Source organism: Pseudomonas sp. B21-019, from assembly GCF_024749225.1.
Taxonomy (GTDB): Bacteria; Pseudomonadota; Gammaproteobacteria; order Pseudomonadales; family Pseudomonadaceae; genus Aquipseudomonas.
Genome location: NZ_CP087193.1, coordinates 1,801,004 through 1,821,158 on the forward strand (window position 1 = coordinate 1,801,004; position 20,155 = coordinate 1,821,158).

The 20,155-nt window shown below is 59.4% G+C and carries 22 protein-coding genes; 14 read left to right on the forward strand and 8 right to left on the reverse strand.

Annotated elements, in window-relative coordinates; genetic code table 11:
* Positions 1-30: 30 nt before the first annotated feature.
* Entirely contained in the window at positions 31-726 is a 696-nt protein-coding gene (locus LOY36_RS08050; RefSeq protein ID WP_019650532.1) for a response regulator, read from the forward strand.
* Positions 727-879: 153 nt separating this feature from the next.
* Here the strand turns inward: LOY36_RS08050 and LOY36_RS08055 are convergent, their stop codons facing one another.
* Positions 880-1,929, reverse strand: a complete 1,050-nt coding sequence (locus LOY36_RS08055; RefSeq protein WP_019650533.1) for a patatin-like phospholipase family protein — start codon at positions 1,927-1,929, stop codon at positions 880-882.
* Positions 1,930-2,148: 219 nt separating this feature from the next.
* Here LOY36_RS08055 and LOY36_RS08060 point away from each other — a divergent pair, with 219 nt between their 5' ends.
* From LOY36_RS08060 to LOY36_RS08070, 3 genes are all read left to right on the forward strand, one after another.
* The gene (locus LOY36_RS08060) at positions 2,149-2,427 is read left to right on the forward strand and encodes a hypothetical protein (RefSeq protein ID WP_018929811.1); all 279 of its coding nucleotides are present in this window, start codon (positions 2,149-2,151) and stop codon (positions 2,425-2,427) included.
* 46 nt (positions 2,428-2,473) lie between these two features.
* Positions 2,474-3,241, forward strand: coding sequence for a CHAD domain-containing protein (locus LOY36_RS08065; protein ID WP_064616708.1), 768 nt, complete (start codon positions 2,474-2,476; stop codon positions 3,239-3,241).
* A gap of 221 nt (positions 3,242-3,462) precedes the next feature.
* Positions 3,463-4,260 carry an acyl-CoA thioesterase II gene (locus LOY36_RS08070; RefSeq protein WP_258672877.1) on the forward strand — a complete coding sequence of 266 codons (798 nt, stop codon included), beginning with the start codon at positions 3,463-3,465 and terminating at the stop codon, positions 4,258-4,260.
* Here the strand turns inward: LOY36_RS08070 and LOY36_RS08075 are convergent, their stop codons facing one another.
* The 3 genes from LOY36_RS08075 to LOY36_RS08085 all read right to left on the reverse strand — a co-directional run bounded on the left by LOY36_RS08075 (position 4,261) and on the right by LOY36_RS08085 (position 7,237).
* Positions 4,261-4,629: an Mpo1-like protein gene (locus tag LOY36_RS08075; RefSeq protein ID WP_019582554.1), complete on the reverse strand. Its 369-nt coding sequence runs from the start codon at positions 4,627-4,629 to the stop codon at positions 4,261-4,263. It abuts the gene before it with no gap.
* A gap of 132 nt (positions 4,630-4,761) precedes the next feature.
* On the reverse strand, positions 4,762-6,243 hold the full coding sequence (locus LOY36_RS08080) for a methyl-accepting chemotaxis protein (protein WP_019650535.1): 1,482 nt from the start codon (positions 6,241-6,243) through the stop codon (positions 4,762-4,764).
* 187 nt (positions 6,244-6,430) lie between these two features.
* Positions 6,431-7,237 (reverse strand): TatD family hydrolase, encoded by an 807-nt coding sequence (locus LOY36_RS08085; protein WP_258672879.1) that lies wholly within the window; start codon positions 7,235-7,237, stop codon positions 6,431-6,433.
* Between the two features lie 237 nt (positions 7,238-7,474).
* Here LOY36_RS08085 and LOY36_RS08090 point away from each other — a divergent pair, with 237 nt between their 5' ends.
* From LOY36_RS08090 to greB, 6 genes are all read left to right on the forward strand, one after another.
* Positions 7,475-8,896 carry a transglycosylase SLT domain-containing protein gene (locus tag LOY36_RS08090; RefSeq protein WP_258672880.1) on the forward strand — a complete coding sequence of 474 codons (1,422 nt, stop codon included), beginning with the start codon at positions 7,475-7,477 and terminating at the stop codon, positions 8,894-8,896.
* 103 nt (positions 8,897-8,999) lie between these two features.
* The gene (locus LOY36_RS08095) at positions 9,000-9,434 is read left to right on the forward strand and encodes a DoxX family protein (protein ID WP_018929804.1); all 435 of its coding nucleotides are present in this window, start codon (positions 9,000-9,002) and stop codon (positions 9,432-9,434) included.
* 261 nt (positions 9,435-9,695) lie between these two features.
* Positions 9,696-10,004 (forward strand): hypothetical protein, encoded by a 309-nt coding sequence (locus LOY36_RS08100; RefSeq protein ID WP_007939981.1) that lies wholly within the window; start codon positions 9,696-9,698, stop codon positions 10,002-10,004.
* Positions 10,005-10,246: 242 nt separating this feature from the next.
* A complete protein-coding gene (locus LOY36_RS08105) occupies positions 10,247-10,543 on the forward strand; it encodes a helix-turn-helix domain-containing protein (RefSeq protein ID WP_019650537.1) in 297 nt (98 codons plus the stop codon).
* Complete coding sequence (locus LOY36_RS08110; RefSeq protein ID WP_258672881.1) at positions 10,540-11,829, forward strand: type II toxin-antitoxin system HipA family toxin; 1,290 nt, start codon at positions 10,540-10,542, stop codon at positions 11,827-11,829. The genes LOY36_RS08105 and LOY36_RS08110 overlap by 4 nt, the downstream gene beginning before the upstream one ends.
* Positions 11,830-11,842: 13 nt before the next feature.
* The gene (gene greB / locus LOY36_RS08115; RefSeq protein ID WP_258672882.1) at positions 11,843-12,316 is read left to right on the forward strand and encodes a transcription elongation factor GreB; all 474 of its coding nucleotides are present in this window, start codon (positions 11,843-11,845) and stop codon (positions 12,314-12,316) included.
* Between the two features lie 99 nt (positions 12,317-12,415).
* Here greB and LOY36_RS08120 read toward each other — a convergent pair whose 3' ends face one another.
* Together LOY36_RS08120 and LOY36_RS08125 are read right to left on the reverse strand one after the other, a co-directional pair.
* Positions 12,416-14,920 carry an ABC transporter permease gene (locus tag LOY36_RS08120; RefSeq protein ID WP_258672883.1) on the reverse strand — a complete coding sequence of 835 codons (2,505 nt, stop codon included), beginning with the start codon at positions 14,918-14,920 and terminating at the stop codon, positions 12,416-12,418.
* Positions 14,920-15,603: an ABC transporter ATP-binding protein gene (locus tag LOY36_RS08125; protein ID WP_007939984.1), complete on the reverse strand. Its 684-nt coding sequence runs from the start codon at positions 15,601-15,603 to the stop codon at positions 14,920-14,922. The genes LOY36_RS08120 and LOY36_RS08125 overlap by 1 nt, the downstream gene beginning before the upstream one ends.
* Before the next feature lie 10 nt (positions 15,604-15,613).
* Between LOY36_RS08125 and LOY36_RS08130 the strand changes: the two genes are divergently transcribed.
* From LOY36_RS08130 to LOY36_RS08140, 3 genes are all read left to right on the forward strand, one after another.
* A complete protein-coding gene (locus tag LOY36_RS08130) occupies positions 15,614-16,219 on the forward strand; it encodes an arylesterase (RefSeq protein ID WP_258672884.1) in 606 nt (201 codons plus the stop codon).
* A gap of 56 nt (positions 16,220-16,275) precedes the next feature.
* A complete protein-coding gene (locus LOY36_RS08135; protein ID WP_007899882.1) occupies positions 16,276-16,569 on the forward strand; it encodes a hypothetical protein in 294 nt (97 codons plus the stop codon).
* A 145-nt stretch (positions 16,570-16,714) separates the two neighbouring features.
* Positions 16,715-17,686 carry a L,D-transpeptidase family protein gene (locus LOY36_RS08140; protein ID WP_019650542.1) on the forward strand — a complete coding sequence of 324 codons (972 nt, stop codon included), beginning with the start codon at positions 16,715-16,717 and terminating at the stop codon, positions 17,684-17,686.
* Between the two features lie 123 nt (positions 17,687-17,809).
* Here LOY36_RS08140 and oprI read toward each other — a convergent pair whose 3' ends face one another.
* Positions 17,810-18,061, reverse strand: a complete 252-nt coding sequence (oprI, locus tag LOY36_RS08145) for an outer membrane lipoprotei OprI (RefSeq protein WP_003172710.1) — start codon at positions 18,059-18,061, stop codon at positions 17,810-17,812.
* 629 nt (positions 18,062-18,690) lie between these two features.
* On the opposite strand from oprI, the gene LOY36_RS08150 reads away from it, so the two are divergent.
* Positions 18,691-18,972, forward strand: coding sequence for a GNAT family N-acetyltransferase (locus LOY36_RS08150; protein ID WP_007939987.1), 282 nt, complete (start codon positions 18,691-18,693; stop codon positions 18,970-18,972).
* Positions 18,973-19,037: 65 nt separating this feature from the next.
* Here the strand turns inward: LOY36_RS08150 and LOY36_RS08155 are convergent, their stop codons facing one another.
* On the reverse strand, positions 19,038-20,114 hold the full coding sequence (locus LOY36_RS08155) for a 3-deoxy-7-phosphoheptulonate synthase (RefSeq protein ID WP_018929799.1): 1,077 nt from the start codon (positions 20,112-20,114) through the stop codon (positions 19,038-19,040).
* Positions 20,115-20,155: the final 41 nt, after the last annotated feature.

The following is a 20,155-nucleotide window of genomic DNA, read 5'->3' on the forward strand; positions in this document are numbered from 1 at the left end:
CTTGCCACCTCTTTGTGTTGATGTGAATTCATGAGCCAGACCGCGACCATTTTGGTCATTGACGACGAACCGCAGATCCGTAAGTTCCTGCGCATCAGCCTCGCCTCCCAAGGCTACAAAGTGCTGGAGGCCGGCACCGGCACGGAAGGCCTGGCCCAGGCCGCATTGAACAAACCCGACCTGTTGGTGCTCGACCTCGGCCTGCCGGACATGGACGGCCAGCAGGTGCTGCGCGAGTTTCGCGAGTGGTCGACGGTGCCGGTACTGGTGCTCTCGGTGCGCGCCAGCGAAGGGCAGAAAGTCCAGGCGCTGGATGGCGGCGCCAATGACTACGTGACCAAGCCGTTCGGCATCCAGGAGTTTCTCGCCAGGGTGCGCGCCTTGTTGCGTCAGGCGCCAACGGGTGAGGCCCAGGAAGCGGCGCTCAATTTCGGTCCGCTCACTGTCGACCTGGCTTATCGCCGGGTGCTGTTGGACGGCGCCGAAGTGGCGCTGACTCGCAAGGAGTATGCGGTGCTGGCGCAACTGGCGCGGCATCCGGGGCGGGTCATCACCCAGCAGCAATTGCTCAAGGACATCTGGGGCCCGACCCACACCGAGGACAGCCACTATCTGCGGATCGTGGTCGGGCACCTGCGGCAGAAACTGGCGGATGATCCGACTCAGCCGCGGTTCATTGTCACCGAGGCGGGGGTGGGGTATCGGTTGATTGAATCGTTGAGTTAGGTGGTGCCTGCTGAAAAGATCGCAGCCTTCGGCAGCTCCTACATTGGAATCGCATACACCCGTGAAATGTCAGACGGACACAAATTCTGTAGGAGCTGCCGCAGGCTGCGATCTTTTGATCTTTTGATCTTTTGATCTTTTGATCGGTACGCTCTACCGCCAATCCTCATTCCGATCGTTCTCATACCGATCCATCGTATCGCGGGCAATCTCGCGCCCCAGTGCGATCAACTCCGGCGCCTTGTAGAACTCGAAAAAACGGCACACCCGCTTGGGTACGTTGATCAGGATATCCGGTGGATACCCGGCAATCTTGTACTGCGCCAATGAGGTCTGCATCACCTCGAAACTCTGGTTGATCAGGTCCAGCAAAGACGCCGGCCCGACGTTGTCGATGATGAACGACCCGGTGGCGGATTTCGGTGCGCCGTCGCTTTCCGGGGCCGCCGCCGGTTGCTGGGCTTCGGGCTGGGCGGATTCGATCCACGGGTTGATTTCGGCCGCCTCTGCCATCAGCGCTTCCTTTTCGAGAAGCAGCAATTGCTCCGCCTGTTTACGGCGGAAAGGCAATTTCGAGCCCAGCGAGCTGATCAGGCTGTCGAAGCGGGTCTTGAATGCCGCCGGGCGCTGGATCACCGGCAGTTGATAGTGACGCTGGTTGGTGGAGTTGAGGTTGACCGCGATGATCAGGTCGCAATGGCTTGACACCACCGGCACGATCGGCAACGGGTTGAGGATGCCGCCGTCCACCAGCATGCGGTTGCCCTGCATTACGGGGGTGAACAGGCTGGGGATCGCCGCCGACGCACGCATGGCCTGGTGCAGACAGCCTTCCTGGAACCAGATTTCCTGCTGGTTTGTGAGGTCCGTGGCCACGGCTGTGTAGGGGATGCGCAGGTCTTCGATATTGATCTCGCCGACGATCTTGCGGATCTGCCCGAAGACCTTCTCCCCACGAATCGCGCCCAGGCGGAAGCTGACATCCACCAGGCGCAACACGTCGAGGTAATCCAGGCTCTCGATCCAGTCGCGATAATCATCGAGTTTGCCGGCGGCATAGATCCCGCCGACCACCGCGCCCATGGAGCAACCGGCGATGCAGGCGATGTCGTAGCCACGCCGTTCGATCTCTTCAATGACGCCGATATGGGCGTAGCCCCGGGCACCGCCCGAGCCCAACACCAGTGCGACACGCTTTTTCATGAATCGACCTCTCTGACAAGGTTCAACAATGCACCTATCGAGGGGCACGCTTCAATCGCTATGGTCGTTCGACGGGAGCGGGCGTCGTTTTTTGACACTCAACGAAGGCGAGTAGGTATCCTCGCGAGCGCTATAGTTTCCACTGCGGGTCCAAGGCACTTTTCGCGCGCCAGAGCGGTCTTACCTGCACGACTGTCTATTATCTTTGAGGTGTGAGTAATGAAAGCCTGGATTTGTGTACCTTTGATTGCGTTGGCGCTTGCCGGTTGTGCCGGTAAAACCGCTTACCGTGACAGCTGCGGTAGCCAGCTCGACGCCGCCTGGCACGAACTGGATCTGGCCAAGGCCGAGGGTTTAGCCGGGACTGTCAGCTACTCCAAGGCGCTGTCGTTGCTGACCGGTGCCAAGACCCAGCAACAATTCGAAGCGTACGAGGGTTGTACCAGAAAGGCCGAGAAGGCACGTTTCTACATTCGTGAGTCCCGCGCCGGCCGTTGAGGCATGATGGAGCGTACTCAGGGTAATTCGATTCAGGGAGTACGCGATGTCTGCCGTGGTTGATCGGTTGGTGGCTCAAGTACTGGGCCTGGAAGTCCGTTTGCTGGCCTGTCAGGCTCGCTTGAGTGCCCGCACCGATCCCGAAGCGCTGCACGATCTGCGCACCACCGTGCGCAGATTGCGCAGCCTGCTTCGTCCCTTGCGCGGTTTGCCCGGGGTCGAACAACTGGAAGCAGCGTCGTCCCGGGTCGGCCAACTGACCACACCGTTGCGTGATCGTGAAGTGCTGGCGGCGTACTTGCTCCAGCACAATCAACCCGAGGCCGCGCACCGGCGCATGGCGCGGATGGCTGAGGCTTATCCAGCCGTGGCGATGAGCCCGGAGCTGACGCAGTTGCTGATGATCCTCGACGCCTTTCCGCGTTTCCTGCGGGCCTCCCAGCGCCAGGGTTTGCTCAAGGGCTTGCGCCAGCGCATCGAAAAACGCCTGGCCAAACAATGGAAGAAACTCGACCAGGCCCTGCACGATCCCGCCCATGACCGCCATCGTCTGCGCCTGCTGATCAAGCGTGCGCGTTATGGTATCGAAGCTTATCCCGAACTGGATCGTTTGCCGGAAGCGGCCATGCCCAGGCTGAAGTCGGCTCAGGCTGCCTTGGGGGATTGGCACGACAGCTGGCAATGGCTGGCCCGCGCCAAGGAAGAGCCCGATTTGCAGCCGTGTGTCGAAGTCTGGAAAACCACCATGGCCCAGGCCGAAGAGCGCGCCGACCGTGTTCTCGACAAACTCAGCAGAGCCTGCTTCAAATCCTGAAACCACCACCGTCCTCGTAGGAGCTGCCGAAGGCTGCGATCTTTTGACTTTCGGCGTAATTGATGACGCTAAAGATCAAAAGATCGCAGCCTTCGGCAGCTCCTACGGGGTGGTGGTGCTATCCGGCTTATCTGTCGGGCTCTTTGGCCGGAATAAGCGCTGTGTCGGCCTTGCGAGCTGGTTAAGATCGCTCCATCCATTTCCCAGTCCCTGAGGTTCCCATGCGCTTTTCCGATCTGCTCGACGCTGTTCGCAGCCAGCCGCAGGAAGTGTCTATTCCACCTGAATGGGGCCAGGGGCGGGCGAGTTTTGGTGGTCTGATCGCTGCCTTGCAATACGAAGCCATGCGCGCAAAAGTCCCGGCGGATCGTCCGGTACGCTCGCTGGCAATCACCTTTGTCGGCCCGGTCGAACCCGATGTACCGGTCAGTTTTGAAGTCGACGTATTGCGCGAAGGCAAAGCCGTCAGCCAGGTGCTGGGCCGGGCGATGCAGAAGGGGCAAGTGGTGACATTGGTCCAGGGCAGCTTCGGCGCTTCGCGAACTTCCGAAGTGGTGGTCGCGGCCAACCCGGCTCCTGAGATGAAGCATTGGGACGACTGTCAGGAACTGCCGTACATCAAAGGCGTGACCCCGGAATTCATGCGTTACCTGGCCATGCGCTGGAGTGTCGGTGGCATGCCGTTCACCGGTAACAAATCGCGGGACATGGGTGGTTGGGTACGCTTGCGCGGGGATGGGGAGGGCGAGTCGATCAGCGAAGCCCATATCCTGGCGCTGGTCGACGCCTGGCCGCCGTCCTTGTTGTCGCATCTGAAGAAACCGGCGGCAGGCAGCACGCTCACCTGGACCATCGAATTCGTCCAGCCGTTGCTGGCGTTGAGTACGCTGGACTGGTGCAAGTACCTGGTGGACATCGAACATGCCGCTGACGGCTATGGGCACGCCGCCGCCAATCTCTGGAGCGAAGACGGTCAGCTGATCGCCATGAGTCGGCAGACCGTCACGATTTTCGCCTGATCAGCGATGGCGACGGTGGCGTTCGCGCCAGGCGCGCCACCAGCCGCCACTGAAGAAAAACCGGGGGAAGGTCAGGAACTGCTCGACCAGCAAGCGTGATACCGCGTCTTTGCGATCACTGAACGGCTCGGAGGCTTGCGCCTCCAGGCTATGACCGTGACGCTGCAGGCCCAGGGCGGCAATCAGGCCGATGACGCCAATTGCGAAGCTCGCCAGATCCAGGCTGAACACCCCCGAGACCATCAGCAAAAACGCCACGATGAACAGCGGCACGGCAATCAGGTGCAACACCAGATTGGTCGGGTGCTGGTGATTGTGCGGGTACAGGCGCCATTGCCAGGCGGGAAGGTTGGGATGACGTTTGCCCATGATGCTTATCCTTGGTTCGTTGAGGCTCATGAACAAAGAATAGGTCGGGCGAAAGACGTCGGCGAATCAAGGCTGGCTATCGGCGCGATAGGGGTCATGGTCGATATTCATGTTGACTGCCTTCGCGGGCCCTTAAAGCTTGAGCTGCCCGATGGCCTTGCTCAATTCCCCGGCCAACATCGCCAATTCATTGCTGGTAATCGCCGAGTTCACGGTCTGCTTCACGGTGTTCTCGGTCACGTCGCGAATGCTCACCACGGCCCGATTCATCTCCTCCGCCACATGACTCTGCTGCTCGGCCGCCACCGCGATCTGCGTATTGCTTTCACGCATTTGCGCCACCGCACCGGTGATTTCAGCCAGGGCCACACTGGCTTCCTGGGCCTGTTGCATGCAGTCGTCCGCCTTGTATGAACTTTCCTGCATGAAATCCACCGCGTCCCGAGTCCCGGCCTGCAGCGCGGAAACCATGGTGGTGATCTCGTCGGTGGACGTCTGGACCCGTTTGGCCAGGTTGCGCACTTCATCGGCGACCACCGCAAACCCGCGTCCCATCTCACCGGCCCGGGCCGCTTCGATGGCCGCGTTCAGGGCCAGCAGGTTGGTTTGTTCAGCGATGCTGTGAATCACGTTGACCACGCCGTTGATCTTCTGGCTGTCCTCGGCCAGGCGCTGAATCATCTCGGCGGTTTGCTGCACGCCAGTGGACAATCCGCCAATCGATTTCTGTACCCGAGTCACCACTTCCTGACCGCTGCCAGCCAGGGTGTCGGCGGTTTGCGAGAGGTCGCGGGTGGCGCCGGCGTGTTGGGCAATGTGATGGACCGTGGCGGTCATTTCGTTGATCGCCGTAGCGGCCTGATCGGTTTCGCTTTGCTGGCCGAGCATGCCGTGACGCACCTCGTTCATGCTCGCGGCCAGTTGCGCGGCACCGACGTCCAGTTGCCGGGCGGTGCTGGCGACAGTGTTGACCACCCGCTGGTAGCCGGCCTGCATGGCATTGAAGGCATTGGCCATCTGCCCGACTTCGTCCTTGCAGGCCAGTGGCACACGGGCCGACAGGTCGCCGCTTTTCTCGACGTGGAGCATCACGTCTTTCAAGGTGTTGAGCTGGCTGAGCAGGAAGCGGATCAACAGTTGCGACGCGCCGAGCATCGCCAGCATCAGGATGAACACCGCTACCGCGTAGTGAGTGAAGCGCTCGCCGAACACCTGGCTCAGGCTCGGGCTGTAGGCAACGACCGCGACCTGTTGACCGTCGGGACGAGCGAACACCTCGGCACCCATCAACGGATTTTCCCCGAACAGCGGCATGGCATTGATCTGGACCCAACCGAGGGTATCGGTCAGTTCCAGCAGCGGTTGCCCGTTCAGTAAAGGCGCCTGCCCACGATTGAAGGTCAGCAGGTTGTCGGCCTTGGGCAGCGGCTGCCCGACAGGCCAGGCATTGAGCAATCGTGCCTGGGCCTGGGCCGATACTTGCGCGGCGTGACTGCGGGCCTGTTGTTCGAGCTGCACGGCGTACAGCACCAGCAACAAGGTGGTGACAAAGGCGACTGCGTTGACCGCCCAGAATTTGTATTTCAGCGAAATATTGCTAAGCCAGGCACCCATGGAGGTCTTCTCTGATAGCGGAAACAGTTTTGGCAAGGTGCCATTATTGTGCCGCTACTCAGGGAGACTGAATTTGATGTGGGTCAACAGATTCTTTGCTGCATGAAAAAGATCGCAGCCTGCGGCAGCTCCTACGCCGATCGCGGTCCTCTGTAGGAGCTGCCGAAGGCTGCGATCTTTTCAGGCTTCACGCGAACTCAGGCAACCCGAAAAACGCGCGGGCGCTGGCGGTGCTGTGGGCGGCGAGGTCTTCCATGCTTTCCCCGCGATGCAACGCCACTTCACGCAACACTTCAGTCAGATACGCCGGCTCGTTGCGACCGTTCTTCGGCTTGGGGCGCAAGCTGCGGGGCAGCAGATACGGCGCGTCGCTCTCCAGCATCAAGCGCCCGCGTTTAATCTCCTTGACCAACGGATGCAGGTGCGTGCCCCGGCGTTCGTCGCAGATCCAGCCAGTGATGCCGATGTGCAAGTCCAGATCGAGATAGCTGAACAGCGCCTTCTTTTCCCCAGTGAAGCAGTGCACCACAGCAGCCGGCAATTGATCGCGGTAATCGTGCAGGATCTCCAGTAATCGTTGGCTGGCGTCACGTTCATGCAGGAACACCGGTAGTTGCAGTTCGACCGCCATTGCCAGATGTTCTTCGAGGACCTTTTCCTGCTGCGGGCGGGGTGAGAAGTCACGATTGAAATCGAGGCCGCATTCACCCACGGCCACTACGTTCGGCTCCTTGAGCAAACTGCGCAGACGCTGGGCGCTGTCGGCGTTCCAGTCGCTGGCTGAATGCGGGTGAATGCCGGCGGTAGCGAACAGTCTTTGAGCGCTTTCGTCCAGTTGCCGGCACAGTTCCAGCGCCTGTTCGCTGCCCTCGACGCTGGTCCCGGTAAGCACCAGTTGGCAGACCCCGGCAGCGTAGGCACGGTCGAGTACAGCCTGGTGTTTGTCGGCAAAACTGGGGTTGGTCAGGTTGACGCCGATATCGATGAGTTGCATGGTGCTACCTCGGACCAAAGGCCGGAAAGCATATCAGAGCTGTAGATTTATAAGAAAAACCAAGAACTACAACGAGTTAAAGCTGTCTGTTGAGGCCGCGAGGCAGGTCGGGGTTGGTAGATTTGCCATCACTGTGCCACTCTCTCGCACTTTATCAGCGCTTCAAGCGCTCTGTTTCTGTTGCCCGATGTCATGAAATCACTCATGAGGTTGGCCAGTATTCTTTCCGGAGAGTGGATGACACGTCCCTCGGTTTTGTTACTGCTGTGTTGTTCGTTGCTGCTGCCGATGCCGGCGGTTGCACGTCTGGCCGGGCCGTTGCAAGCCGTACCGGCAGCCAAGGTCCGCGACCTGACGGAGATTCGCAGCAGCCGTGTGCTGCGGGTGCTGGTCAACCAGAGCCGCAACAGCTCCGGCGAAGTCCAGGGCCAGGCCATTGGCGTCGAATACCACCGCCTGCGGGCTTTCGAGCAATACCTTAATGGCCACGCCCGTGACGGCCAGGAAATCACCCTCAAGATCATTCCCAAAGCAAAGGATCAACTGCTCGGCGCGTTGCAGCGCGGGGAGGGTGATCTGGTCGCGCCGGGGGAATTGCTTGATCCGCAATCGGGGCACGCGGTCAGCACCAGTGAACCGATTGCCAGCAACGTGCCGTTGCTGCTGGTGGGGATCAAAGGCGAACGACGTTACACCCACCTTGAACAACTCTCGGGTAAAACCCTCGCGCTGCCCACCGGCAGTGCTGCCGGGGATGCGGTCAGCCAGATCAATCAGAAGCTCGCGCTGCACAAACTGCCCCCGGTGAAGATCGAGTGGGTCGACCCAAGCCTGGCCGTCGAGGACGTGCTGGAAATGGTCCAGGGCGGGATCTTCCATTTGACCATCGTCGAGCAACCGATCGCCGAGCGTTGGGGCAAGATCCTGCCCAAGTTGCGCTTCGATCGGCAGGTGCTCATCAATGAGCCGGGCGAGGAATACTGGTTCGTGCGTCGCGACGCCTCGATGCTGCGGGCGAGCATCGACCGTTTCCTGACCACCTACAAGCAACCGTCGGACCAGGATGCGGCGTTCCTGCGGATCTACCGGCGCCTGTATCAAGTGCACTATCCCTTGGCCAAAGCCGATCGTCAGCGTCTGGAAAAACTTCGACCGGTGCTGCAAAAACACGCGCAAGCCCAGGACATGGACTGGCTGAACCTGGCAGCGCTGGCGTTCAAGGAATCGGCGCTGCAACCCACTGCCAGAAGTGGAGGCGGCCCCACCGGCCTGATGCAAATAACACCATCGGCCGCCCAACGGGTTGGCGTCAGTGACATTCAGAATCTCGATGCCAATGTGCAGGCCGGCGCCAAGTACCTGGCGATGATCCGCCGCAAATTCTTTGCCAGCCCCAAACTCAACGAGCGCGAGCGCATGGCGTTCGTGCTGGCGGCCTACAACATGGGGCCGGAGCGGGTCCAGGGCATGCGGGCCGAGGCTCGGCGGCGCGGCCTGAATCCTAATCAGTGGTTTTTCCAGGTTGAGCGCATCGCCATGGAGCAGGTGGGAATGGGGGCTGTCAGCTATGTTAATAGCGTGAACAAGTATTACCTGGCGTTCGATCGGGAGCGGGAATCGTTGGAGCCTCAGGGGCAGAAAGTTGCCTTACGTAAATGATCGACTAATCTGATTGTTATGGTGCGTTTTTTGCGCTTTTAACATGAGATAAACCGATTAATATGGCGACCAACCAACACACTCTCACAATGGATGACACAGCATGAGCACACTGATCAACAAGGTACTGTCTACCCGCGCTGGTTACGGCCTGACGATTCTGCGGATTTTCGTCGGCATCATCTTCGCGGCCCACGGCTCACAGAAACTCTTCGGGGCATTCGGCGGCTACGGCATTGCCGGCACCGCGCAGTACATGGAAAGCATTGGATTGGCGCCCGGTCACCTGATGGCGATCCTGGCCGGTGGTACTGAGTTCTTTGGCGGTCTGGCGCTGATCATTGGCCTGCTGGCACGCCCGGCGGCGTTGGGGCTGACCTTCCTCTCGCTGGTTGCGATTTTCTCGGTGCACATCAGCAACGGTCTGTTCATGGCCAACAACGGTTATGAATTCGCCCTGGCCTTGCTCGGTGGCAGCCTCGCAGTGCTGATCGAAGGCGCAGGCAAGCTCTCGGTCGACCGCGCCATCGCCGACTGACCGCTCTGGCTCAACGAAAAGGCCCGCACAGTGTGATGCACTGTGCGGGCCTTTTTTTGTTGCTGGTGATTCTTGACACTGTCCGGTCAGCTTCTCTAGGATGCTGCTCATGCGCCGATTTAAACAGCTACTTGCGGGGCGCCAGGTGACTCATTCAGTTGCCGATAGAAGCTTGAAACAGGCTTCGAAATACCGCTAAAGCGCTGGTTCGGTGTTGCCTCTCACCTGCCATGCAGACTTTTGAGGCAGAGACACGACACAATGAATGCATTGAACCCCGTTGTACGCCCCGCGCCGATCACGGCACATCTCACCCAGCGCAATCCAAAAATCCTGCTTGGCGGTAAACATCAGCCGACGCTGTTGCGTTACCTCGATGGCTGGCCACGTCGCACCGGCGGTCCGGCAGCATTCCTGATCCAGTTTGTCGAAGATGGCGAGTCGCTGGAGCGCTTCGCGACTGACAGTTTCGATCTGGCGGTGATTCAGGCGCCCAGCGCCGAGGACGCGCCTGAAGTGATCAGGCAACTGACCCGCGTTGCGCGCCAAGGGCTGATTGCCCGCTGCTGAGGCTCAGGGCGCTGGCAAGTCCAACTCATCTTTCAAGCCTGTATTAACTGGCCAGTTTTTTATGCTATTGGTCGTACCTGACCTTTTCTTCGTGTTTTATTATATCAATTGGTCAAATGTGACCATTTAATATAATAAATGACATGCACTGTTATTGATACAATTGGTCAGAATAGTCCATTTGTTTGATATTATTGATAACAATGGGTCAGTTATGACCAATAGTGCGCTCGGAGTAAGCTATGTCACTTATGCATTTTTTGTACAGCCCAGCGGAAATCGCACGCGAACTGGGGAAAAATGCCGAATCGTTGCGCTTGTCCAAGAACCTTTCTCGCAAAACCCTGGCTGAGCAATCTGGAGTGTCTGAGTCCTCCATCAAGCGGTTCGAGCGCTCAGGCTCGATCACCCTTGAGTCCATGATTCTCCTGGCCACGGCGCTCGATGAGCTGACGCCGGTGATGAGTCTCTTCAAACCCTCGCATCCAGGCTCAATCGACGAGCTAAAAAATCTTAAGCGTAAACGAGGCACCAAATGAGCTCGCCTATCCCCAGGTTCAAACCCACCGAATCGCTCAGCGTTACCGCCAATGGCGTAATGGTGGGCGAATTGAACCGTGTCGAGGGGAAAGGCATCTACTTTGTGTACGACAAAGAATGGCTGGCCAAGGGGTTCGACCTTTCTCCCTTGACAATGACATTCGATGACAAGCCACAGCTCGCTCGTGACAGTCGTTTGTTCAAAGGCCTGCATGGCCCGTTTGCAGATTCCTTGCCGGACCGTTGGGGGCTTCTGCTGATGGATAGGTTCTTCGACGCGACCTTCGGAGCAGGCACCTCACTGACGCTCAGTCCGCTGGATCGGCTGGCCTATATGGGTGATCGAGCCATGGGAATCTTTGAGTATCATCCCAAAACAGAAAAGGTCGCCGCAGAGTCAGTGAATCTTGCTCACCTATTCGAGGCATCTGTCGAGGTACAACAAGGAGGCACCTCCAAAGTGCTCAAGGGGCTACGCTTGGCGGGTGGCTCCCCCGGTGGTGCCCGCCCCAAAGCAATCGCAGCACTGTCACACGATCTTGAGACTGCGACTTCAGCTTTTGGCCAGCTTCCACCTGGATACGCTCACTGGATTGTGAAGTTCAGGTCTCTGAATGAGCCTTTGGAGACTGGCGGGATCGAGCAAGCGTATGCGGTGATGGCCAGAAAGGCCGGGGTGAATATGGCGCATACGGCACTGCTGGAGGTGCAGATGCGTCAGGGCGGACTTGAGCGATTTTTCGCAGCCCAACGTTTCGACCGTGATGGCGATCGCAGGATTCATATGATTTCCCTCTCAGCGTTGGTCTACGCAGACTTCCGGGCACCGACCATGGATTACAGCCAGATACTCAAGGTGACAAGCGCGCTGACGAAAAGCGCTGCCGAGGTTGAGAAAATGGCAAGACTCATGATCTTCAATGCGGTGTTCCACAACTACGACGATCACACCAAAAACTTTGCGTTCCTGTATCACGAACCTCAGGACAAAAATGGGCAGGGAGTCTGGAGGCTGTCTCCAGCGTACGACCTTACTTTCTCCAATGGGATGGGCGAGCACTCCACTGCATTTTCAGGTCATGGCAAGCCGACACGAAAGGTCATCAGAGATATGTGCAAGGATTACAAATACCTCAAGCCTGATGAATACATCGACCAAACCCTCGCCGCGCTTGATGACTGGGATCGTGTGCTCGGAACACTAAAAATCCCTAAGTCTGCGGGGGCTGCAATTCACCGGGTTCTCAGTGATGCAAGGGTGCGCTTCGAGGAGATAAATCGTTAATGAGAAATCCATCTTGAGTACGAACATCATCACACAGGAAGGTCATGAGGCTCTGAAGCAAGAGCTCGACTACCTTTGGCGGGAGAAGCGCCCTGACACCACGCGCAAGGTCACTTGGGCGGCGTCGCTTGGCGACCGTAGCGAAAACGCGGATTACCAATACAACAAGAAGCTGCTCCGGGAAATCGACCGGCGTGTTCGGTACCTTCGCAAGCGCCTCGAAGATGTCCGGGTGGTTGCGTACTCACCTGAGCAGGAGGGCAGGGTCTTTTTTGGGGCTTGGGTCGAGATCGAAAACGAGGCAGGTGAAATCAAGAAGTTCAGAGTTGTGGGGTATGACGAAATATACGGACGCAACGATTACATCTCCATCGATTCACCGATGGCGCGTGCGCTTTTGAAGAAAGAGGTGGGGGATGAGGTCATTGTGCAGACTCCGAGCGGAGAAATGTTGTGGTGGATAAACGAGATCACATACTCGAAATAGTATGAAAGTAGGGGCATAGGGTGTACTCGGCGCTTTCCGAGCGATCGCCCTGCGGGGGAGGGCGATAACGGCTCGTGGTGACTAATACTTGATGAGCTATCAACCCTCGCGCAAGACTGTCAGCGGGCTGGCGTTCAAGGCGCGGCGCGTGCCGAATACACCGGCACCGCCGATCAGCAGCGCGCCGATCAGCGGCATTACCAGCAGCCATGGATGCGGATGCCAGGGCAGGTCGAAGGCGTAGCGGTAGAGCACCAGGCTCACCAGTTCCGAGCCCAATGCCGCCAACAGCCCGCTGACCGCGCCGAGCAAGCCGAACTCGATCCGCCGCGCCCTGACCAGCAACTGCCGTTCGGCGCCCAGCGCTCGCAGCAACGCGCCTTGGCGAATACGTTCATCGAGGGTTGCCTGCAAGCCGGAGAACAACACCGCCATCCCCGCCGCCAACACGAACAACAGCACGTATTCGACCGCCAGGGTCACTTGCGCGAGGATGCTGCGCAACTGCTCCAGCAGGGCTTCGACTTGCAGAATGGTCACTGCCGGAAAGCTGCGGGACAGGTCGACGATCTGCTGATCGTGACCGGGCGCCAGATAGAAACTGGTCAGGTAGGTCGCCGGTAAGTCCTTCAGGGTGCCGGGCTGGAAGATCATGAAAAAGTTCGGCTGGAAGTTGTCCCAGTTGATCTCCCGCAGGCTGGTGACTTTCGCCTCCCGATTGACCCCCCCAACGCTAAACACCATGTGATCGCCGAGCTTGAGCTTGAGGCTTTCGGCGACTTTACCTTCCACCGAAACACCGGGTACTTCATCCGCCGGTTGCTGATCCCACCAGTTGCCGGCGGTGAGCTTGTTGCCCGTCGGCAGGTCTGCCGCCCAGGTCAGGCTCAGGTCGCGTTGGATGGCTCGGTCACCGGCCGAATCCTTGCTGACGATTTGCTGCACCGGTTCGCCATTAATGCTGATCAGCCGTCCCGGCACCACCGGGTACAGCGGCGCCGATTGCGCCGACAGCTCCATCAGCCGATCGCTAAAGGCCTGTTTGTCCGCCGGCAAAATGTTCAGGGCGAAATAATTCGGGGCGTTTTTTGGCAACTGGTTTTGCCAGGTGTCGAGCAACTCGCCACGCAGCAAAGCGATCAGCGTCATGGACAGCAGAATCAAGCCGAAGGCCAGGGATTGACCCGCTGCCGCCAGTGGATGGCGCAACAGTTGGCCCAACCCCAGGCGCCATGGCAATGAGGCGCGCGCCAGCATCCGGCGCAGGCTCTTGAGCAGCAGCAAGAGCAAACCGCCAAGCACCAGTGCCGCGATCACACCGCCGCCGAGCAGGGCGAAGGTCAGCACCAGGTCGAGGCTCAGGCGCCACATGATCAGGCCGAGGGCGCCCAATGCCGCGCCATAAACCATCCAGGTGCTGGACGGAATCGGCAGCATGTCCCGGCGCAATACCCGCAGCGGTGGGACTCGACCCAGCGCGGCCAATGGCGGCAGGGCGAAACCGGCCAGCGCGACCAGCCCGGTACCGATCCCGGCGATGGCCGGCAACAGGCCTCCCGGTGGAACGTCTGTCGGCAGTAAATCATGCAGCAGCGCGAACAGCCCGAGCTGAGCCAGCCAGCCGAGCAGGGCGCCGCTGATGCTGGCGAGCAGTCCGAGCACCGTCAGTTGCAGACTGAACAGCACCATGGTTTCCCGGCGGGACAGGCCCAGGCAGCGCAGCAAGGCACTGGCATCGAATCGGCGGGTGGCGAAGCGTGTCGCCGACAACGCCACCGCCACGCCGGACAGCAGCACCGCCACCAGGCTGGCCATGTTCAAGTAACGTTCGGCCTTGCCCAAGGCACCGCCGATCTGCCGATTGCCATCGCGGGCATCCTGGATGCGCTGGTTGGCGGCCAGGCCTGGCTTGATCAATTGACGATAGGTTTCCAGCGCCTGGGCGTTGCCGCGCCAGAGTTCGCGGTAACTGACCCGGCTGCCGGGTTGCACCACGCCGGTGGCCTCAAGGTCGCTGAGATTGATCAGCACCCGTGGCGTCAGGCTGTAGAAGTTACCTGCGCGATCCGGTTCGTAGGTCAGCACCCGCGCCAGTTTCAGGTTTTTCATGCCGACATCGATGCTGTCGCCGATCTTCAAGTCCAGTGCAGTCAGCAGTCGCGCTTCAACCCAGGCTTCGCCGGGTTTCGGACCGCCACCGGGTGCTTCTTGCGCGAACGGCGCAGGGGCGCTTTTCAGTTCGCCGCGCAACGGGTAGACGTCATCGGCGGCTTTGATGCTGGACAGCTGAATGCCGTTGTCGGTGGCAATGACACTGGAAAATTCCACCACCTGAGCATGTTCAAGGCCCAGCTCGATGCCACTGTTGATCTGTTCCGGCCGCGCCGGCGAACTGCCTTCCAGCAACAGGTCGGCGCCGAGAAACTCTGTGGCGCGCAGCATCATGGCGCCGTTCAGGCGGGCACCGAAGTAACCGATGGCGGTACTCGCCGCCACGGCCACCAGCAAGGCGAAGAACAACACACGCAACTCACCGGCGCGGGCATCGCGCAGCAGTTGACGGATAGCGAGACTGAACAGGCGCAACAGCGGCAGGCGTGCCATCAAGGCTCCAGAGGGGCGACCAGCAGGCCGGCTTCAAGGCGGATCAGGCGCCGGCAGCGATGTGCCAGGCGTTCGTCATGAGTTACCAGCACCAGGGTGGTGCCGCGTTCCTTGTTGAGTTCGAATAGCAGATCGCTGATGCGCTCGCCGGTGTGGCTGTCGAGGTTGCCGGTGGGTTCATCGGCGAACAGCACGTCGGGCTCGGCGGCGAAGGCGCGGGCAATCGCCACGCGCTGCTGTTCGCCACCGGAAAGCTGGCGCGGCGAGTGGGTCAGGCGTTGGCCCAGGCCGACCCGTTGCAACAGCTCGGTGGCGCGCTCACGGGCGTCTTTGCGGCCATCGAGTTCCAGCGGCAGCATGACGTTTTCCAGGGCGTTGAGGCTGTCGAGCAGTTGAAAGGACTGGAAGACAAACCCCACGTGCTCGGCGCGAATGCGCGCGCGCTGGTCTTCGTCGAGATTGCTCAGGCCTTGGCCAGCGAGAGTGACTTCGCCGCTGCTCGGCAGGTCGAGGCCGGCAAGCAGGCCGAGGAGGGTGGATTTGCCGGAACCGGAGGCGCCGACAATGGCCAGGCTATCGCCCTTGTTCAGTTCCAGGCTGAGTTCGTGCAGGATAGTCAGTTCACCTTCCGCGCTGGGAACCACTTTGCTGAGGTTCTTCGCGGTGAGAATGCTTGCGCCCATGGAGAATCCGATGCGTGTGTGGTTTTTGAGTGCTGGCCTGGCCTTGATGTGCATGGCCCAGAACGCAGCGGCGGGTACAGTCCTGATCGTTGGCGATAGTATCAGCGCCGGTTTCGGCCTGGATACCCGGATGGGGTGGGTGTCGTTGCTCGAGCAACGGCTCAAGCGCGAAGGTTTCGACGATAAGGTGGTCAATGCGTCCATCAGCGGCGACACCAGTGCCGGAGGCCGGGCACGCCTGCCGGCGCTGCTTGCAGAGCATAAGCCTGAGCTCGTCATCCTCGAGTTGGGAGGCAATGACGGCTTGCGCGGAATGCCGCCAACACAATTGCAACAAAATCTTGCGTCAATGATCGACAGCTCCCGCGTCAGTGGCGCCAAGGTGCTGTTGCTGGGTATGCAATTGCCACCCAACTATGGCGTGCGTTACACCCAGGCATTCGCCGAGGTCTTCACCAAGGTGGCCGACGAGAAAAAAATCCCGCTGGTGCCGTTTTTTCTCGACGGCGTGGGCGGTCATCCAGACCTGATGCAATCCGACGGCCTGCACCCGGCGGCGGGGGCTCAGGGCAAGTTGCTGGAAAATGTCTGGCCGACACTGAAACCGCTGCTTTGACGCTTTTCTAGCGGCGGCGTTTCGGCTAAGGTGGCGCCCCCGATTTGGAGGCCCCGATGCCGCGTCCCGCCTGGTCCCTTTTTGCCTATCAACTGATCGAGCCTGACGAACAGCTGGATCTGTTCGCCTGCCAGGAAGTGCGGGTGCATCTGGTGACCCGTCAGCTGGAGCTGGGCGGCTCGGCCGATCGAACCTTGTGCGGCAGCCTGTTGCCGGCGCAACCACGCTGGTCGAGCGTCGATCGCACGGTGTTCCAGGACCAGCGCCTGTGCTCGCTGTGCCGGGCCATTCTGGAATCGCAAAAACGCGGCACCTCGCCGATCTGGCCTGAGTTGCGGTTCGAGCTATAGCCCCGTGGCGAGGGGGCTCGCCACAGGAAAGCTTCCACCACAGGCAATCCCCCCTCGCCACAGGTCTTGCATCTCCCCGAAATAACGGGCGGCGGTGTACAATCGGGTTTTTATACCCTTGTCGATCATGCGAAGGATTTTCCGGATGTTGCCGCGCTTTCCCGCCGTCACCCGCTGCCTGTCTCTTGCTGCGCTCTGCGTGGCGGGTCCCGTTGCAGCATTGGAGTTGCCCCTGCCACCACCCGGTGAAGACATTGTCGGCCAGGTGCAAGTGATCAAGGCCAAATACGAAGACACCTTCGCCGACCTTGGCACCACCTACGACCTGGGCTATCTGGAAATGGTCGCGGCCAACCCTGGCGTCGATCCATGGCTGCCGGGCGCCGGTACCGAAGTCGTCCTGCCGACGCGCTTCATCCTGCCGCCTGGCCCGCGTGAAGGCATCGTCATCAACCTGGCTGAATACCGCCTCTACTACTACCCGAAAGGCCGGAACGTGGTGTACACCTTCCCGCTGGGTATCGGCCGTGAAGGCTGGGGTTCGCCGATTGCCCACACCAGCATCGTCGCCAAGACGCCGAACCCGACCTGGACCCCTCCAGCGTCGATCAAGGCCGAGCACGCCGCCGATGGCGACCCACTGCCGAACGTAGTGCCGGCCGGCCCGGATAACCCGCTGGGGCCTTTCAAATTCACCCTGGGCACTCCGGGGTACCTTATCCACGGTTCGAACAAGAAGTTCGGCATTGGCATGCGCACCAGCCACGGTTGCTTCCGCATGTTCAACAACAACGTGCTGGAAATGGCCGGCATGGTGCCGGTAGGGACGTCGGTACGCATCCTCAACGATCCGTACAAGTTCGGCCTCAGTGGCGGCAAGGTTTATCTGGAAGCGCACACGCCGCTGGATGACAAGGGCAACCCTTCGGTGGTCGACAAGCACACCGCCGTGATCAATGCGATGCTCAAGCGTGAGGACATCACCAACAACTTGCGCATGAACTGGGATGTGGTGCGCGACGTAGTCGCCGCTGAGGATGGCCTGCCGGTGGAAATCGCCGTGCCGAATACGTCGGCACCGATGGTTTCGAGTGCGCCGATCGATCTGCAGCAGTAACGCGTTAAAGCAACCCGCCGATGCAGGCCGCGTCGGCGGGTTTTTTATGGCCTGCAGAAACCTCAGGCAATAAAAAAGCCGACCCAAAAAATGGATCGGCTTGATAACAACCCCGAAGGATTATTACTTGCGGCTAGCTTTTTCCAGCATGCGCAGAGCGCGCTCGTTAGCTTCGTCAGCAGTCTGTTGTGCTTTTTGAGCAGCAGCCAGAGCTTCATCAGCTTTACGGTAAGCTTCGTCTGCACGAGCTTGGGAGCGAGCTGCTGCGTCTTCAGTAGCAGTCAGACGTGCTTCAGTTTCTTTCGATACGCTGCTGCAACCGGTAGCCAGAACTGCGGCCAGAGCCAGAGCAGAGAATTTCAGAACGTTGTTCATCGTGTTCCCCTTCAAGGACTTTCTATTAAGTAGCTGTCTCCTCAGAGTGAGGAAATAGCCGGCGTACATACTACCCATTACTTGTAGTAAGTAAACTGACGTAGCGCAAGAAGCAAAAAAAATTGTAGGCGTTGATTCTTTTTCGAGCAACTTTTAACTGCGTTGTATAAAAAATATCCAGCTACGAGGCCCTAACTGAGCGATCCGTCGGGAAAAAGTTCCCTGGCTCGGCAGCTGTTTTTTGGTCTTGCCCAAAGTCCGTCTAGATGGGTTTGTCTACACTTGTGTTCGAATTTTGCGCAGCCGCTCGCATATCTTTATCCATGTTGAGGTGACTTAAACAAAGGGCGCTCGTCTTAAGTCTCAATATCCGGCAATGTTCAGGCTTTGACCCGTTCGGTCGAGCCGTTCCTGCGTAATCCGCGGCAACACCCGCCACCCGATGCACAATGACGAGCGTCCCTTGAGCATTTTTGCCAATGGTGCCTACTATTTGATACGTGCTCGGTTGCGCGAGATTGGTGCGGCTCTCTCGGTGTCCATTCAGGCACGGGGTGGCGTAGTTGTTCCTTCGCCGGAAAAACATCGGTAAGGTAGGGGTCAGAATTAAAGACCCGCGAGGAGTAGTGATGAGCGAGGCGTTGTCCATCCACCATGACCAGGCTGGTCATCAGTTCGAGACCACTGTGGACGGTTATCGTGCCTACCTGACCTATATGGATCTGGGAAAACAGACCCTGGATATCTATCGCACTTTTGTGCCCAACGCGTTGCGTGGCCGCGGCATCGCGGCGGCTTTGACCGAGCAGGCGCTGCAATATGCTGATGAAATGGGCTACACGGTGATTCCATCGTGCTCCTACGTGGAGCGCTACATGGAGCGTCATCAGCGGCATGCCGCCAAGCTGTGAGCAAAACCAACGCATAAAAAAACGCCAGGTTCAAACCTGGCGTTTTTTTATGCGCGAAACGGCGATCAGCTGCGATTGCGTTTAGGCAGCACGTCCTTGAGCTTGGCATGCATGCTGCGCAAGGTGTTTTCAGTGGCAGTCCAATCGATGCAGGCATCGGTGATCGACACGCCGTATTGCAGGTCGGCGAGGTCTTTCGGGATTGCCTGGCAGCCCCAGTTCAGGTGGCTTTCGACCATCAGGCCGATGATTGACTGGTTGCCTTCGAGGATCTGGTTGGCGACGTTCTCCATCACCAGCGGTTGCAGGGCCGGGTCCTTGTTGGAGTTGGCGTGGCTGCAATCGACCATGATGTTCGGCTTGATGTTGGCCTTTTTCAGCGCTTGCTCGCAGAGCGCGACGCTGACCGAATCGTAGTTCGGCTTGCCGTTGCCACCGCGCAGTACCACGTGACCGTAGGCGTTGCCCTTGGTGGTGACGATCGACACGCCACCTTCCTGGTTGATGCCCAGGAAACGGTGCGGGCTGGAAACCGATTGCAGGGCGTTGATGGCTACCGTCAGGCCGCCATCGGTGCCGTTCTTGAAGCCGACGGCCGAGGACAGGCCGGAAGCCATTTCACGGTGCGTCTGGGATTCGGTGGTGCGTGCGCCGATCGCCGACCAGCTGATCAGGTCCTGCAAGTATTGCGGGGAGATCGGGTCGAGGGCTTCGGTTGCGGTCGGCAGGCCCATCTCGGCCAGGTCCAGCAGCAACTGACGACCGATGTGCAGGCCATCCTGAATCTTGAACGAGTCGTCCAGGTACGGATCGTTGATCAAGCCTTTCCAGCCAACGGTGGTGCGTGGCTTCTCGAAATACACGCGCATGACCAGATACAGGGTATCGGACACTTCGGCCGCGAGCACTTTCAGGCGCTCGGCGTATTCGTGGGCAGCCTTGATGTCATGGATCGAGCACGGCCCGATCACGACGAACAGGCGGTGGTCGGTGCCATCAAGAATGTTGCGAATGACTTCGCGGCCCTTGGTGACGGTGCGCAGGGCAGCGTCGCTCAGAGGGATATCACGCTTGAGCTGATCGGGAGTGATCAGGGTCTCGTTGGAGGCGACGTTTAGGTCGTTGATCGGTAAATCAGCCATCGTTTACTCGTCAGGTCACGGGTGCCGGCCGCCAGCGAACC